Annotated in this window: 16 protein-coding genes; 10 read left to right on the top strand and 6 right to left on the bottom strand. The window is 54.5% G+C overall.

Translation table 11 applies throughout. From position 1 onward, the window contains the following. The first annotated feature begins 110 nt into the window (after positions 1 to 110). Together JUE67_RS07275 and JUE67_RS07270 are read left to right on the top strand one after the other, a co-directional pair. A complete protein-coding gene (locus tag JUE67_RS07275; RefSeq protein WP_203626551.1) occupies positions 111 to 278 on the top strand; it encodes a hypothetical protein in 168 nt (55 codons plus the stop codon). Positions 279 to 316: 38 nt separating this feature from the next. Then, positions 317 to 598 carry a helix-turn-helix domain-containing protein gene (locus JUE67_RS07270; RefSeq protein WP_203626552.1) on the top strand — a complete coding sequence of 94 codons (282 nt, stop codon included), beginning with the start codon at positions 317 to 319 and terminating at the stop codon, positions 596 to 598. A gap of 85 nt (positions 599 to 683) precedes the next feature. Here the strand turns inward: JUE67_RS07270 and JUE67_RS07265 are convergent, their stop codons facing one another. Together JUE67_RS07265 and JUE67_RS07260 are read right to left on the bottom strand one after the other, a co-directional pair. After that, positions 684 to 3,449 (bottom strand): DNA methyltransferase, encoded by a 2,766-nt coding sequence (locus JUE67_RS07265; protein WP_203626553.1) that lies wholly within the window; start codon positions 3,447 to 3,449, stop codon positions 684 to 686. Between the two features lie 383 nt (positions 3,450 to 3,832). Then, positions 3,833 to 4,111, bottom strand: coding sequence for a type II toxin-antitoxin system RelB/DinJ family antitoxin (locus JUE67_RS07260; protein ID WP_203626554.1), 279 nt, complete (start codon positions 4,109 to 4,111; stop codon positions 3,833 to 3,835). Between the two features lie 89 nt (positions 4,112 to 4,200). On the opposite strand from JUE67_RS07260, the gene JUE67_RS07255 reads away from it, so the two are divergent. Further along, positions 4,201 to 4,506: a type II toxin-antitoxin system RelB/DinJ family antitoxin gene (locus tag JUE67_RS07255; protein ID WP_236002631.1), complete on the top strand. Its 306-nt coding sequence runs from the start codon at positions 4,201 to 4,203 to the stop codon at positions 4,504 to 4,506. An 83-nt stretch (positions 4,507 to 4,589) separates the two neighbouring features. Here the strand turns inward: JUE67_RS07255 and JUE67_RS07250 are convergent, their stop codons facing one another. Beyond that, the gene (locus JUE67_RS07250; RefSeq protein WP_203637102.1) at positions 4,590 to 6,809 is read right to left on the bottom strand and encodes an alpha-galactosidase; all 2,220 of its coding nucleotides are present in this window, start codon (positions 6,807 to 6,809) and stop codon (positions 4,590 to 4,592) included. A 1,703-nt stretch (positions 6,810 to 8,512) separates the two neighbouring features. On the opposite strand from JUE67_RS07250, the gene JUE67_RS07245 reads away from it, so the two are divergent. Together JUE67_RS07245 and JUE67_RS07240 are read left to right on the top strand one after the other, a co-directional pair. After that, complete coding sequence (locus JUE67_RS07245) at positions 8,513 to 8,743, top strand: hypothetical protein (protein WP_203626556.1); 231 nt, start codon at positions 8,513 to 8,515, stop codon at positions 8,741 to 8,743. A gap of 53 nt (positions 8,744 to 8,796) precedes the next feature. Further along, positions 8,797 to 9,051: a DUF2922 family protein gene (locus JUE67_RS07240; protein ID WP_203626557.1), complete on the top strand. Its 255-nt coding sequence runs from the start codon at positions 8,797 to 8,799 to the stop codon at positions 9,049 to 9,051. A gap of 82 nt (positions 9,052 to 9,133) precedes the next feature. On the opposite strand, the gene JUE67_RS07235 is transcribed toward JUE67_RS07240, so the two are convergent. The 3 genes from JUE67_RS07235 to JUE67_RS07225 all read right to left on the bottom strand — a co-directional run bounded on the left by JUE67_RS07235 (position 9,134) and on the right by JUE67_RS07225 (position 10,747). Then, entirely contained in the window at positions 9,134 to 9,541 is a 408-nt protein-coding gene (locus JUE67_RS07235) for a sigma factor-like helix-turn-helix DNA-binding protein (RefSeq protein WP_203626558.1), read from the bottom strand. Continuing rightward, entirely contained in the window at positions 9,510 to 9,689 is a 180-nt protein-coding gene (locus JUE67_RS07230) for a hypothetical protein (RefSeq protein ID WP_203626559.1), read from the bottom strand. The genes JUE67_RS07235 and JUE67_RS07230 overlap by 32 nt, the downstream gene beginning before the upstream one ends. Positions 9,690 to 9,901: 212 nt before the next feature. Further along, positions 9,902 to 10,747 carry a hypothetical protein gene (locus JUE67_RS07225; protein WP_203626560.1) on the bottom strand — a complete coding sequence of 282 codons (846 nt, stop codon included), beginning with the start codon at positions 10,745 to 10,747 and terminating at the stop codon, positions 9,902 to 9,904. Positions 10,748 to 10,881: 134 nt separating this feature from the next. Between JUE67_RS07225 and JUE67_RS07220 the strand changes: the two genes are divergently transcribed. The 5 genes from JUE67_RS07220 to JUE67_RS07200 all read left to right on the top strand — a co-directional run bounded on the left by JUE67_RS07220 (position 10,882) and on the right by JUE67_RS07200 (position 14,564). Further along, complete coding sequence (locus JUE67_RS07220) at positions 10,882 to 11,526, top strand: phage holin family protein (RefSeq protein WP_203626561.1); 645 nt, start codon at positions 10,882 to 10,884, stop codon at positions 11,524 to 11,526. 6 nt (positions 11,527 to 11,532) lie between these two features. Beyond that, complete coding sequence (locus JUE67_RS07215; protein WP_203626562.1) at positions 11,533 to 12,570, top strand: GH25 family lysozyme; 1,038 nt, start codon at positions 11,533 to 11,535, stop codon at positions 12,568 to 12,570. Positions 12,571 to 12,645: 75 nt separating this feature from the next. Then, positions 12,646 to 13,185, top strand: coding sequence for a hypothetical protein (locus tag JUE67_RS07210; protein ID WP_203626563.1), 540 nt, complete (start codon positions 12,646 to 12,648; stop codon positions 13,183 to 13,185). 65 nt (positions 13,186 to 13,250) lie between these two features. Continuing rightward, on the top strand, positions 13,251 to 13,460 hold the full coding sequence (locus JUE67_RS07205) for a hypothetical protein (RefSeq protein WP_203626564.1): 210 nt from the start codon (positions 13,251 to 13,253) through the stop codon (positions 13,458 to 13,460). A gap of 171 nt (positions 13,461 to 13,631) precedes the next feature. Continuing rightward, positions 13,632 to 14,564: a DUF1861 family protein gene (locus JUE67_RS07200; protein ID WP_203626565.1), complete on the top strand. Its 933-nt coding sequence runs from the start codon at positions 13,632 to 13,634 to the stop codon at positions 14,562 to 14,564. Positions 14,565 to 14,572: the final 8 nt, after the last annotated feature.

Raw genomic sequence — 14,572 nt, 5'->3', positions numbered from 1 at the left:
TGAAACACCAAAGCAGCGCAGTCCCGTGTGAATCGTGGGATTGCGCTGCTTTTTTGAAATTCTATGAATAATCCAGGTTGCTGTATGCCCAGGCATTGCACGCTGCCGGTGTGTCTTGTGAATGCCATCTCTTTCCAGAAGGGCGCCACGGCCTCAGCCTGGCCGACCGTGAAACATGGGATGCCGCGCACAGCGACGGCATTGTGCCAGCCGTCGCCGCGTGGTTCGAGCTGTTTCAGACCTGGCTGAAGCGGTATGACGATGGGGTCGTTGGGTGAGGGGCGCGGACACGTTCAAATGAAAGGAACCCGACCATATGACGACCTGGCAGGAATATAAGTTACACATTGTCAGTATTCCCCCGGAGGAACTTGAGCTGATCGATGCCCTGAGCGTGTTACAAGCGACCCGATTCCGCCGCGATATTTCGCAAAAAGACCTGGCCGCGCGGATGGGGATGCGGGTTGCACAGCTCGCCAAGATCGAGCGGCTTGATGCGGTGCCGTCGCTTCGGACGCTTTGTCGGTATGCGGCGGCGCTGGAGATGAAAATCAAGCTCAGCGTGACGGATCAAAAGGATGGAGAACTCTCAGAATGACAGTGCGTACACAAGCGGCCACCCCGCAAATTCCGCGAGGTGGCCGTTTTCGGTCTATCTAGATCGTGTGAGAGCTTATTCTCAATCACTTTGTTAAATGTGCATACAGCGCAAAGAGCTTCGCAACACTGTCGCTTTCGGTAGTAGTAGCGACGTCCATACCGTATGCACGCATGACGGCGCGATCATTATTCTGGTGTGCCTTCCGCAATTCACTTGGCATTGTACGCTCATCATATAAGTCAGCGTAAGAGCTGTCCGGATACAGCGCACGGGCATCCAATATCTGCTGGGCAGTTTCAGAAATCATAGCCTGCTGATCAGCGGTAACATTGGGCCAGGGAAAATTATTATAGACAACTTTAGCGGAGTACCGATATCGCATCTCTAGACGTCCTGCGACGGTGCGCATCCAGGCCATATGCACATTAGAGGTGAGCACGCCGAAATCGTAGAGATTGGCGTCAAGAACAACCAAAACGAGGTTGCTGGCCAGTACGTCTGGGGACATGAAACCAATTGGAATGTATCTGCGCCTTTCGGAACTCACGCTTGGAATAACCAGATAATTTCCTTTTGGCATATTCTCAACATGAAAGTGGGTTGGCCGTTCAGCCAACTTGCGCGTACCTAGACTATCGCTTGCTAGGCGGAATTCTTGCACTCTTTGGATTCGTTCCATCACACGCGGCATCTTGCGCAGCTCGCTTGGCGTTGCGTCACCGACCCATAAACAGTAGCGAGGCTTTCGATTGATGAATTCACGCGATCCATACCACGGCTTGAAGTATGGCTTTGAGGCGGGCTCAGCGTTGATAAACGCTTCCATCTCGGCCTCTTCAAATAGGTAATTACCATCGTCAATTGGCTTATTTCCAATTCCAATCCTGGGGACAGGACAAATCGGTGCCCGGCGGCTTTCGATGAAGGCATCCTTGGCATCGACCAGGTAGGGATTAATATGCTTGACTAATACTGGCTGCCCGCCACTAGTATAAATGACCTTTTGCGCATTGTATGTCTGGCTAAATCCAACAATCACGCAGAAAACCGCCGCTCTCTCCTTAGCTTCACTTGTCCATTTGAACGTCTGATATGCATAGTCGATATGCATGTGATAGCGTTTGAACATCGGCCGCCACAATAGGGCAACTTGTTCCCCTTGAGTGATCGAGTTGGTTGATACAAATGCGGCACGAATGGTATGACCCTGCATCAGTTGAGCAGCCTTGAGATACCAACCAGCTACGTAATCGAGATTGCCGATTCCTGCCACGTGAGTATCGACCTGCTCGAGGTCAGCCTTTTGATCCTTGCTCATAAGACGCGCACCGTTGAAAGGCGGATTGCCAATGATGTAACTCAGTCGGTCTGCTGGTACCAATGCCGCCCAGTCCAAGCGTAGGGCGTTGCCTTCGGTGATATTGGTGTATGTCTTGAGTGGTAAGAAGTCGATATTGGTGTAGACAATGGATTTGGTCTCTTCCATCATCTGAGATTCGGCGATCCACAAGGCTGTTTTCCCAACTGAAACGGCAAAGTCGTTGATCTCGAAGCCATAGAATTGCTGGATTGAGACTTTGATGATCTGCTTTTCCAAAGCCAGCATATTCTGGTCGCCATATATCAACCGAATTGCTTCATTTTCCAGTTTGCGCAATGACAAATAGGTCTCGGTCAAGAAGTTGCCTGAACCACAGGCCGGGTCGAGAAATGTCAACCCTGCGAGTTTATCTTGAAAGGCGGTTGCACGACGTTTTACCGAAGCAGGTTGATTGAGCTTCTTGATGTCTTCAAGTTCGCCGCGCAAATCATTTAAGAACAGTGGGTCGATCAGCTTGTGGATGTTCTCAATAGAAGTGTAGTGAATGCCGCCTTGGCGACGGGTTTCTGGATTCAGGGTACTTTCAAACACCGCACCGAAGATAGTCGGACTGATCTGTGACCAGTCAAAATCAGCGCTTGCGTGTTCAAGTAAGAGCGTCCGCAATTCGTCAGTAAACTGCGGGATCTCAATGTTTTTATCAGCAAACATGCCACCATTCACGTACGGGAATTCGGCTAGTTTCTGATCAAGGTAGGGGTCGCGTTTGTCGATTGGTGTATCGAGGACACGAAAGAGGTCGATAACAGCGTTGCGCAAGAAGCGTGTCCCGAAGTCGGCTAGGTAATCGTGGAACATACCGTGCCGACCAAACAGTCCAGCATCTTCGGCATAGAGGCAAAAGACGAGTCGAACTGATAACTGGTTGATTGCGCGCTGCGTTTCATCAGAGTCCGGATCGCGGTATTGCTTGAGCAACTCGTCATAGATTTTTCCGACCAGATCGCCAGCCTGCATGGAGACTTGGATCTCTCTTTCGAGATGCGGATTCGCTTGGTCGACCAGAAAGTCTAATCGATAGCATTCCTCTGGCAGGTTCGCAAGGGCAATGACAGCTGGGTCCCCACCTGGTCGCTCCATATCGTAGACATAGAATTCGGTGAAATTGCAGGTGATGATCCAACGCGGGCGCTGAGAGTAGGGCAGATTCATAGCGTAACGTTGGGCCTGCTGAAATGGCGTCAAAAAAGTGCCGTCTGACTGCTTGATACCTTTACGAAGGTCCTTGGTTCGGCCTTTTTGTTCGATCATCACATTTGTTGCGGTGATGTAGCCGTCGATAAAGCTCGCGTGGTCAAGGTGCACTTGATCTTCGAAACTGATATATTCCCCAGGCTGATCAATCCCGTATACATTTGCAAGTAGGTCCAACCAGAAAGTCTGACTATCTTGCCGCTCATTCCCACGATCTTGCCACCGTTCAACAAACGCAGTGGCCGCTTTGCGCTGTTCATCTGGTCTTAACATTGGCTTACTCCTCGTTCATCAGGTTCTTATGTAATTATGCTCGATTATTTGCGTGCTTTCTAGGTTGTGAGTGAGTCACTCGATAACTTGACTGCAATCAGCGGATGACATGCTACATCACCAATCTAAGTATATGTAATGTTTGATGTAAAGCCAATAAATGCTTACAGCTAAGTGCAAGGATGCCAGAAAGGAGAGCAATCTGTCGAGGCAAGGGCAAGCAAACGGCCACCCCGTAATTCCGCGAGGTGGCCGTTTTCGTCTATCAAAATTGTCCGCGCAGTCACTCCACGTGCAGGGCATCAAAGGCCACTTTATAGGCGCTGAGCCTGTAATGCTTTTTATGCAGTCTTTTGAGCTGTCGCGCATAGTGGGCGGTTTCTTTAATCGGCATCGGCATCATGTTCTAGTTGCTTGAAGTAATCGACTACATCGTTGATCTCTGTCAGCTGGCCAGTCTTGATATCATCAATAGAGGCCGCTAGCTCAGATGACGGCTTCAGCGTTGGAAGAAACGGCAACGCGTGTTCGCGCGTCACCGCCTTGAGCGTCATCACAATGAGTGTGCTCATGTCCAACCCGAGCGCGTCTAAGTCTCTGAGTGCATCTTCTTTCAGCTGTTTGTCAACACGAACGTTAATACTTGCGGTTTTTGCGGGCATGCCAATCACTCCTTTGTTTAGGCTTATATTGTGAGGCAATCGTGTATACAGCGTAACACAAACGCCGGACCGGTATTGCCATTCGCGGTATGACGTACGATTATTTTTCCGAGGTGATGCACATGCAACCCAAAGACAGATCAGTGACTAGCCTGCGCCTTGATCAAGAGAGTAAAGAGGCGGCGCGTGCGGTGTTTGCCGAGTTGGTAATGGACCTCTCGACTGGAATCAACATTTACCTGAAACAGGTTGTCGTTGACCAAGGGCTCCCGTTCAAGCCGACGACAATCAGCCCGCTCGATTGTGCTACTTCGAAGACACACGCCGAGATCGAACGCGGCGACTTTGTTGAATTTGACTCGCTCGAAGACTTCCGGCAGGATCTATACAGCTAGGATAGTTTGATCTGCCTATACAAACGGCCACCCGCAATTCCTCAGGGTGGCCGTTTTCATTTTTCCAAAAAGTGTGCGCCCAGTCACTCCACCGCCGTCAAAACATAAACCCGCGACTGAAAATCCCCACGCGTCCCATCAAACTGTTGGCCACGTTCCAGATCGCCAGTGACCCGCAACCCAGCCCGCTGCAACTCATCGCCATAATGGTCCTCCTCAAGCAACGAAACATGATACAGCAAGCCCTCATCCAGCCCGCGCAACCGTAGCCGCTGGGACGGCATCCCATTTGCGTGCGCCAATGTCCGGTAGTAACCGACCAGCGCGCGCTTTTTATCCGGCGCGACGACCATCCAGGCCATCTGCTCGCGGTCGCCGTCGTAAGGACTGAGCAGGCGGTAGAACGTGCCGCCCTGAATCAGCGCGCGATACTGCTTCATAAACGCGACCTGCCGAGAGACTTCCGCCAGCTGCGCGGCGCTGAGCTTGGCGAGGTCGAGCTCGTAGCCAAACGTGCCGAATAGCGCGACATTGGCGCGAGTCGCAAGCGGCGTGGTGCGGCCGACTTGCTCGTTTGGCACCGCGGAGACATGGGCGCTGATGCTGGAAAGCGGGTAAACCAGCGACGTGCCGTATTGGATCTTCTGGCGCTCCACGGCATCCGTGTCGTCGGAGGTCCAGGCTTGCGGCGCGTAGTACAACATGCCCGCGTCAAATCGCGCGCCGCCACTGGCACAGGACTCGAACAAAATATGTGGAAAATCGGATATCAGGCGCTCATATAGATCATAAACGCCCAAAATAAATTTGTGATAGACCTCACCTTGTAGCGCTGCCGGCTGGCCCTGGGAAAACACCTCGGTCAAACTGCGGTTCATGTCCCACTTGACATAATCGATTGCCGCGCCCGCCAGCACCTGATGCATCTGCTGGTAAATGGCATCGACGACTTCCGGCCGTGAAAAATCGAGCACATACTGATGGCGACCCACCGAGATCGGCCGCTCCGGGGTGGCCAGCACCCAGTCCGGATGGGCGGCGTACAGGTCACTTTGCGGATTGACCATTTCCGGTTCGAACCACAGGCCAAACCGCAGCCCTAACGCGTTGATCTTCGTCGCCAGCCCCGCGATGCCGCCTGGGAGCTTGGTGAGATTTGGCTGCCAATCGCCCAGTGAATGGCGGTCATCGTTGCGTTTGCCGAACCAGCCATCGTCGAGGACGAACATCTCGATGCCGGTCTGCTTGGCCAGCCGGGCGATGCTCAGAATTTTTTCCTCATCGAAGTCAAAATAGGTGGCCTCCCAATTGTTGATGAGAATCGGCCGCGGCTTGTCACGCCAGGGGCCGCGGCACAGACGGGTGCGAAACAGCTCGTGGAACGTCTGACTCATTTCGTTCAGCCCATGCGCGGCATACGTCATTACGACTTCCGGCGTCTGGAACGTGTGCTCGCGATCAAGCCGCCACGCAAAATGATCCGGGTGAATGCCCAACATAACACGAGTCATCGCGTTTGGATCGGCCTCGACCTGGGCGAGAAAGTTGCCACTATACACAAGGCTGAAGCCGAGCACCTCGCCGCTATTTTCGGTGGTGGTCGGGCGTTTCAGCGCAACAAACGGATTGAACTGCGCGCTACTGTGGCCGCGCACGCTACCGACGGAATGCACGCCCGGCGTCAGCGGCATCACACTGAGCTGGCGTTCCCGCGCCCACGCGCCATTCAGCGTCAGCATCTCGTAGTCTTGATCGGGCAGGTCCAGCGAAAGACTCATCGCCCGCGTCATCGTGAGGGCCTCCGCTGCGTCGCTTTCAAACCGCGCACTGCGGGTCACCACCGGCCTATTTTCAAAAATCGTATACGTCAAAATCAACTTCGTGTGAATCAAGGCATCGACCAGCGTGACCGCCAGCGTGGTCGCCTCCGCGGCCGCTTCCACATACGTCGCGGGCAGGCCGGGCAGCTGCGGCTTACCCGGCGTGATTTTTGCGCTCGAATACACAAAGTTCGTCACGTGGCTGCCGTTTGCTTGCTCAAGTGCAAACGCAGGCGCGCGCATGTCGCCGGTGCCGAAGTCCGGGTACTCGCGCTGGAGCTGTTCCATGATCGTCATGTCGGGCGCGGCCGCGTCGAACGGGTACGTGGCCCGCGCGAGGGTGGCGAGGTGGTCGGTGTCGCGAATGGCTGCGCCAAAATACAGCTGCGCGAGCTGGCCATTGGGAAGCACCTGCATCACGTAACTGATCTGGTTGTTGTGGAGATGGAAGACCTGATCCGTCTCGTGAAAAATAATTGGCATCTGCTTGTCCTTTCGTGCGCTGGCCGCCGCCGCAGTGGGGCAGGCGACCCTTGCCGTTGCGGCAATTGTAAGCGCTTCGCTTGTAATATAGCATACTGCCGGGGGGAGAGGTAGCGCACTGGCCATCATTGTCGTTGGGCTTACTGGAAATGCTTAGTTTTTCATAGTCTGTGGTGCGGCGGGGGCTATCGATCGGCGAGTGCCCTTATGACTTCTTGAATCACTTAATCTGCGAAGATCGCGTCCGCGGCCCTCTGAATCGCGTGTGGGTCCGGCGGCATGACCTCTGCGGTGGTCATTTGCTCGAAGCCGTGTATCTTGATTCCGTTGATCTCGATCATCTTGGGGTCCTCCAGTTGGTTAATGGCTATTCTAGCTGGACATCATTGCGCTTTCCGCGGAGCGTCTTGTCAGTTTGGGTTGACGCCTTCTTGAATGTAACGTCTTCCACCATTGACGTCAACGAGCTTTCAGGGCGGACTGAATCGCCGAAAGAGGGGGATGGTCGATCCGCTGTTGCTGATTTATGTACCTCCGATCCCGCTGAAATCGGAGGGTGGCAGTTGATCGTTTCGTCCAGCGGGAGGCGAAGTGATCTCGTGCCGTTAATGCTCTTTTGCGCTTTCTTTGGCATCCGTGCCGCCGCCATATCGATTGCTGGTGCAGTAAGCTTAGGTCATGTAGGCTTAGAATTTCGGTGACCTTCCCGCTTCCGAAGAAGTAGGCGTCGTTCTCAAGATGGGCCGCATACCCGGTGCTGCAAACAAAGGTGGGCTGCACGACACTTGTGTGGATGCTGGTAGAACTTATTCAGCTGTCAAAGAACGTGACATGGCGTTGCCGCCGGGGACAGGACAACATTTCTGGCTCGCCGAGGCAAGCCAATCGCCTTTCATCTCGGATTGATCTTTGAATCGCCGCCATATCGGACGCTGGTGCAAGTTGGGTGACATATAGGCTTAGAATTTCGGTGACCTTCCCGCTTCCGAAGAAGAAGGTGTCGTTCTCAAGATGGGCCGCATTCAGCTCCTGCAAACGAAGGTGGGCTGCACGACATTGCGATGAAAGACTATTGTGGGGACCCGGGCCCCCATGGTGCGTGTGCTGAACGCCTGCTAGCTAGACAAGCATTCTGTAGGTGTGGTTGTTTCTCGTCAGCCCCCTTCGGATAGGGTTGGACCGCATGTGACAATATCCGATCGCCACATGCTCACCCAGGGGGTCGTTAAGAGTCCACCTTCCTGACCCTTACATATAGTTAAGCGCGTGTCGAGCGGAAAATGTGATCGAGATCTCGGAAGAATTTTTTAAATTGGCCAGGAATGCCGATATAACAGGAATCTTGCGTCAGAAGCGAATGGGCTAGACCGCTCACTCTTTCAAACGTATTGTCTTCAGTTCGATGACCTTCCCGCAGCGGTAGGTGTCAATCGAATGCCCTAAGTGCTTAGCAAAACAGTGAGGTCAACGATTCATACTGCCACATTTGCTGCTTACAAAGCCCAACGCCTCATTTATTTTGACGCGCGCGCGTACGTGCGTATTGAGAATCACCTTCGCCCACCGGTGCCTCTTCTTTTTGTCCGCTCCATAATTGTGTGGAACGGGCATTTTCAAAACTACAATCACAAATTCCGCCGCCCACTCGCTTAACTATATGTAGGGGGAAAGAACCCTAACACCCAAAAAAGGAGGTGAGCAAAATGACACGAGATATTCTCGGGATGACCCTGCAGATCAACTTAACCAACGTTCGTGACCCAGAGTATAAGGCCACACGCCGGTTTGCCGCAATCGATCCGTTCGCTCAGAACGCCGAATTGTTTGAATTCGCAGATGCGATTTCCTCATTCCACGCGGGTGATCGCGTCGCTTTGAAAGTCGCGCAGACGTTCGAAGTGAACCGCGGTAGCATGATGGTTCCAGACAACTAAGCGGTAGAAGTTAATGACCGCGCATCCTCTTTTGACGAAAGGAGGTGACTACTATGACAGAAGAACGTGAGCAAGAGGTTATCCAGCTGGTCTTCGGAGATCATGACGGCAAGCGGCATACGCTGGTTATCCGTAACTTTGATGCCAACATCTCTCGTGAGCGCATTCTCGCTGCGATGGATCACATCATCCATTCCCGCGTGGTGCAGAGCAATCTTGTGAACTTTTACGAGACGCGCATCACTGCACGACGCGTTGTAACAGCAACAACGATCCTTGTGCCGGAAGATCCAGACGAGAATAACTAGTATGTAATGCGGGGGCGCACCGCCCCCGTACATAACGCCACCAGATTAAGGTGGTCGACGACCTTTAACCGTAATTCATCACTCAACTCACCATTGGTCCGCGTTTGCGATCAATGAAGTCTGGAACCTGATGATGTTCATGAATTTCCTTGCGCACCTGCCAGACATAACGCCGCGTTTTACCGAGCCTGTTCGCAGCTTCCTCGATTGATAGATCTTGGAGATAGACGAGCTCAAATACAGGCTTCTCACGTGGTGTTAAGCTGCGGTAAAGCACATCCAACATGACGCGCCGCTCCACCTCGTCCCTTGAATCGACCACATCGACACGTTCTTCGTACTTCATAGTCTCACGCTCGAGCCGCAATTTTGTATTGCGAGCGCCATCCACAAAAGCGCGATAGAGATACCGCACCGCTAAATTGTTGAACGTTTCTAGATTCCTTTCTGGTGTTGCTTCACCATTTATAGATGGAGTAAAACGCCACATAGAGCAAGATTCCTTCCTGCATAAAGTCCTCAAAGTCTGGATCCGTGACTCGACGACCAAAACGATTGACTGCCCGCCGCACTGTTCGCTTGTTTGCCATTGCCAGCTCAAAGCCTTTCTCACTTTTTGCCGGGTCAATTTTCTCCATCGCCATCATCCTGATGGACGCAGCCGTGCACTGCCGCGTCAGAAATTTCCTGATGCATCAAGATGAGGTTAGGATAACGCGGGTTCTCAAACTTTGCACGTCCGCAGAGTGGCAACTAAACCGCGATACATTGCGGATTTCATACAGGCCACATTGTCTATAAGATATCAGACCAGTACTGGCTGTCGACAGACTCTGCGGATGAAAAAAGTTTAATTGATTTTGTTTTCATCGAGCGCTTCAGACAGGGTCTCTAATAGATCGTCCAGGACAAACTCGACACGCGACAGATCATGCAGCTCTTGCGTCAAGATCGGTCGGAGTTTTGTGGCAAGCTGTTCGCGGTTCACATGCGGCAAGAGCGAGTTCGCGGAGCTGGCCGGGATCATGGGTGAAACGGCGTAGGCCGCCTTGGAGGGTGAAAGCTCGCTGGCCATGCCTCGCGCATAGAGCCCAATCGACGCCTTGACCACCTCCGCAGTCAGCACCGCGACCTGGTGGGCAAGCTCATAGCGCAGCTTGAGGTCGCGTGGCACGCGTTTGTCCGGAAATAAGCGCAACTTGAATTGGCCATTGCTGGAACGAATGGTGAGGTCCACGTTGGTCGGGCCGATCTCGACCTGATCAACATAATTGAGATTGGTCCACGCAGAGCTCCGTTTCATGCCGCTACTGATCGGCACAAAATATTGCAGCCCGACAAAAATATCTTCCGGAATATTTTCGGATAGCGCGCCATCTTCGTGAAATTTGTTCAACTCAGTACGAAAAAACTCGCAGATCTTTTGTTGCCACGGCCGCTCAAGCTCTTTTAGATGGCCCGCAAGCGTTGCTGTTGTGAAAATCGAAGTCATCAGACCGCCGCGAGAATCAAGAATCAAGGTGCGAATCGGACGCATATCCACTGGCAAAAACATGACGATATCGGGCAACGTTGATAGCTCGGTCCCAATCAATTTCGGAAGATTCATCACATAAGCAGGCGTCGTCACGTCCAAGGTTGGGGTGGGGATAATGGTCGCCGCTGTATCGACCAGTTCGGAAATAGTCAACCGCATCGATATCACCCTTTCAGGTAAAATTGTCATGATCAAGATATTTTATGGCAATAATATAGACACGACTTCATATTTTGTCCAATAAAACGACTCGCCTCCTTTCAGCCCACGTACATAGAAAGGAGGTGACAACCATGGATAAGATATTCTCAGGCGGCCTGCCAATCGTCGGCTGGTGGTTCACCGTCGTCGGCCTCGACCTCGTGACCGGCTACGCGAAAGCCCTCAAGCAGCACAACTGGCGCTCCGCCGTGAACCTGCAAGGCCTCATGATCAAGTTCGGCACCTTTGCGACCCTGATCGCCGCCAGCGCCATCGACCACGTCGCGCCGATCGTTGGCGTCACCATGCCGCTGAATCTTGGCCTCTGGTGGACCGCAATGTTGATCTTTTACGAGATCGGCAGCATCTTGGAAAATGTTTCCGAGATCGGTTTTCGTGCGGTGGGTCTGATGAAATACTTGGCGATCTTCCGCAGTGGGCTGGGGGACGCGGATGACACGACGAAAAAACCGGCCGCCCAGCCAAGTGCGCCGAAACGACCGCCGAAAGCGGAAGCCGATGTAGAAGCCGACATCGAGGCAGACGCCGAAGCAGACACCGACACCGACGCCGACACTGACGCCGAGACTGACGCCGAGACGTACACCGACACCGACACTGAAACAGAATCCGCAGAAGTTGCGGCTGACCACGCCACCACAAACGCACCGGATGATCACGACTCAGAACGCGACCGTGAATCAGAAGAAGACCACGACGCCGCCCAGAAAGGATGAGGCACCATGACACTCAATGGCATCGACGTGTCGTCGCATCAATACGACACGCAGCTGCACACGTATATCGATCTGACCCGCACCACCGGCGATTTTGTCATCGTCAAAGCCACTGAAGGCACCGGGTATCGCAATCCCGCATTCACCAAACACGCCCAGCAGGCCCAAGCAGCCGGCAAGTTGCTTGGGCTTTACCATTACCTGAAAAACGGCGACCCCATTGCCCAAGCCGACTATTTTCTCAGCGCCGCGCGCCCCTACATCGGCCAGGCGATTCTCGTCGTGGACATCGAAGACGCGCCGCTGCTCAACCAGACCGGCCCCGACAACGGCAAACGGTTCCTCGATCGCATCCGCGCCGCCACCGGCATCACCGGCTTCGTGTACACCTACCTCAACGAGGAAAATCACCGCAACTGGACCAAGCTCGTCGCGGCCGGCTACCCCCTGTGGCTCGCCCAGTACAACTTCGGCGACGTCCGCGGCTACATCCCGCGCCCCCTTAACGGCAAGCTCAAGAATTGGCCCGCCATGACCATCTTCCAGTACACCTCCACCGGCTACCTCCCAGGCTGGCGCGGCCGCCTCGACTTCAACGTCTTCTACGGCACCAAAGCCGACTGGCAAAAGTGGGCGACAGGCAAGGCGGGTTCAACACCAGGGAAAACAGTGCCCGCGAAACCTGCGCCAACCAGCCCAACCGTCGCAACGGCGAAACCGGCCACCGCAGCAAAGCCCGCCCCGCCAAGCACAGCCGCGAAACCGGCCACTGCGGTGAAGCCAGCAACGACTGCCTCAAATTGGCACTCAGAGAAAGGCACATTCACGCTCAATCGTGCGATCATCCTGCGCGAAGGCCCAAGTACCAGTGCCAAGGCGATCGCCACCCTGCAAGCCGGCCAGAAAGTGAGTTATAACGCCTTCACCTACAGTGGCGGCTACGTCTGGATCCGCCAGCCGCGCAGTGGGGGCAAGTTTGGCTACATGGCCACCGGCACCGCAAGCGGCACCAAACGCACCTCGTATTGGGGCAGTTTCTCGTAAGTAGCGCGGGTAGATACGCGTCAATCAACTTTGTCGAGCACGAAAGAAGTGAGTCAAATGACAGAGGCAACACCAATGAGAGAAACAGAACAAGTGAAAACGGAAACGCAAATGAAATCACTCTGGCTTTTGGATTTTGTGGATGCGAAAGGGCAACCGCACCGGCTACGGCTCGACCCACCGAAGCAGCCGCTGAACCAGGCCAATTTTCAACAGGTCTTTATCGACGAGACCGCGATCAGCCACATCGCGGGCTACTACCTCTCGCGATACGGGCGGCCGGTCGCGACCTACCTCGCGCTGGCCGGCACGGATGGCGTCGTGGACCAGGCGACCGTGAAGCAGATCGCTGAGGAGCGGCGCGAAGTCCTGCAGCTCGTGTTCGTCGATCGCAAGGGGCGCCGGCGCATCCGCACGGTCTACGGGCTGAAGGAAATGCCCACCACCGAGAATTACAAGGAGATCTTGACGATGCTGATCTACACCGACTCTGGCATCCGCTGGCTCGTGGACAACTTCGGCGATCCAGTCATGGCGCGCGTCCAGCGAATCGTCAGTGAGGGCCACGTGGGCAAAGTTGGCCCAGTGCGGTTGATTGACCCAGCCCGCTTGTGATTATTCCGGCAGGTCCATTTATGGAAAATCGTCAGGCTCATTTATGAAAAATAGGGAGGTGACTTATGCATGGCAGTATCGTGTTGATCTTCGTTGATGAGGCCGGTACCCAGCAACGGCTAAGCATCGACGCGCCCGAAACGCCGCTGGGCCCGGCCAACTTCGCCGCGTTCTTGGAAAAATCCGCGCAGCGCGACCCTCACATCCGCGAGTATCAGGCTGCGTATGGTGCGCCGATCGCGGCCTTTCTGCTGATCTATTTGGCAGAGGTGTGACGCGCTTAATGACGGATTGGTGCATGGCAAGAGGCGAGGAGACCCGCCTCATACATAAACAATTGCCATATTTTGCAGGTCATTCGCCCCAATCTGGCGCGGCATCGTTGACACGCAGCGCCGGCCCCAGTACCCTTGGCGGTGAAGCGCTTTCTAGACGGGAGGAGTAACATGAACTCACTTGAGGAAAAACAGCAACTGGACGCACGCGGCGTGTCCGACGAAGCCGTTTTGCAACAGTTTCATGGCGTCGATGGCTTTGATGTGTATAACTGTTCACAACCGTTCATCAATCATGGCCAGCGCTACATCTTTGGCCGAGTGGAACGGCGCGGCGAATGGATGCGGTCTTGGGTGCGCCTGTTTGCGGCAAGCGGTCCCGATGACTGGACCCTGGTGCCGGACAGTATGATCTACACGCTGGAAGATCCGTATGTCACCCGCATTGACGGCGACCTTGTCTTGGGCGGCACCCACATTCGGATGGATCAAGGACGGCTGGCGACCTATTACTCTGACTTTTTCCGCGGCGCGGACCTGGCTGACCTGCATTATTTCACTTCCGGACCGGATGACATGAAGGACAATCGGCTCGTGGCGCTTGCGGATGGCCGCATCGGCGTGTTCTCCCGGCCGCGCGGGGCGCAGGTGGCCAAGCAATATGGCAGCGAGGCGGTGATCAGCTTCACCACGGTTGACACGCTGGCGGACCTGCAGGCGGCCACGTTCGAGAACGCGCCGGCGTTGACGGGGCTGTTCGATGCGGGGCAATGGGGCGGCGTCAACCAAGCATTCCTGCTGGTGGATGGCTCGATCGGCGCGCTGGGGCACGTTGCCTATGCAGGTGAAAACGGGGCGCAGGTCTACCTGAACATGGCGTTTGTGCTGGATCCAGTGACCCGTACCGTGAGCGACCTGCATCTGTTGGCGACGCGCGCAAACTACCCCGCGGCCCCGGCGAAAAAACCGCAGCTGACCGATTGCGCCTTCACCAGCGGGCTGGTGTTGCGCGAGGACGGCCGCTGCGATCTGTATAGCGGGTTGGGTGATAGTTGCGAAGGACGGACTGTGGTGGTGTGGCCGTGGGCGGCTGGGCTGGCGTGAGAAAACAC

Origin of the sequence: Lacticaseibacillus mingshuiensis, assembly GCF_016861785.1 — a bacterium.
Classification (GTDB): Bacteria; Bacillota; Bacilli; order Lactobacillales; family Lactobacillaceae; genus Lacticaseibacillus; species Lacticaseibacillus mingshuiensis.
This window is presented reverse-complemented; position numbering and strand designations above follow the sequence as displayed.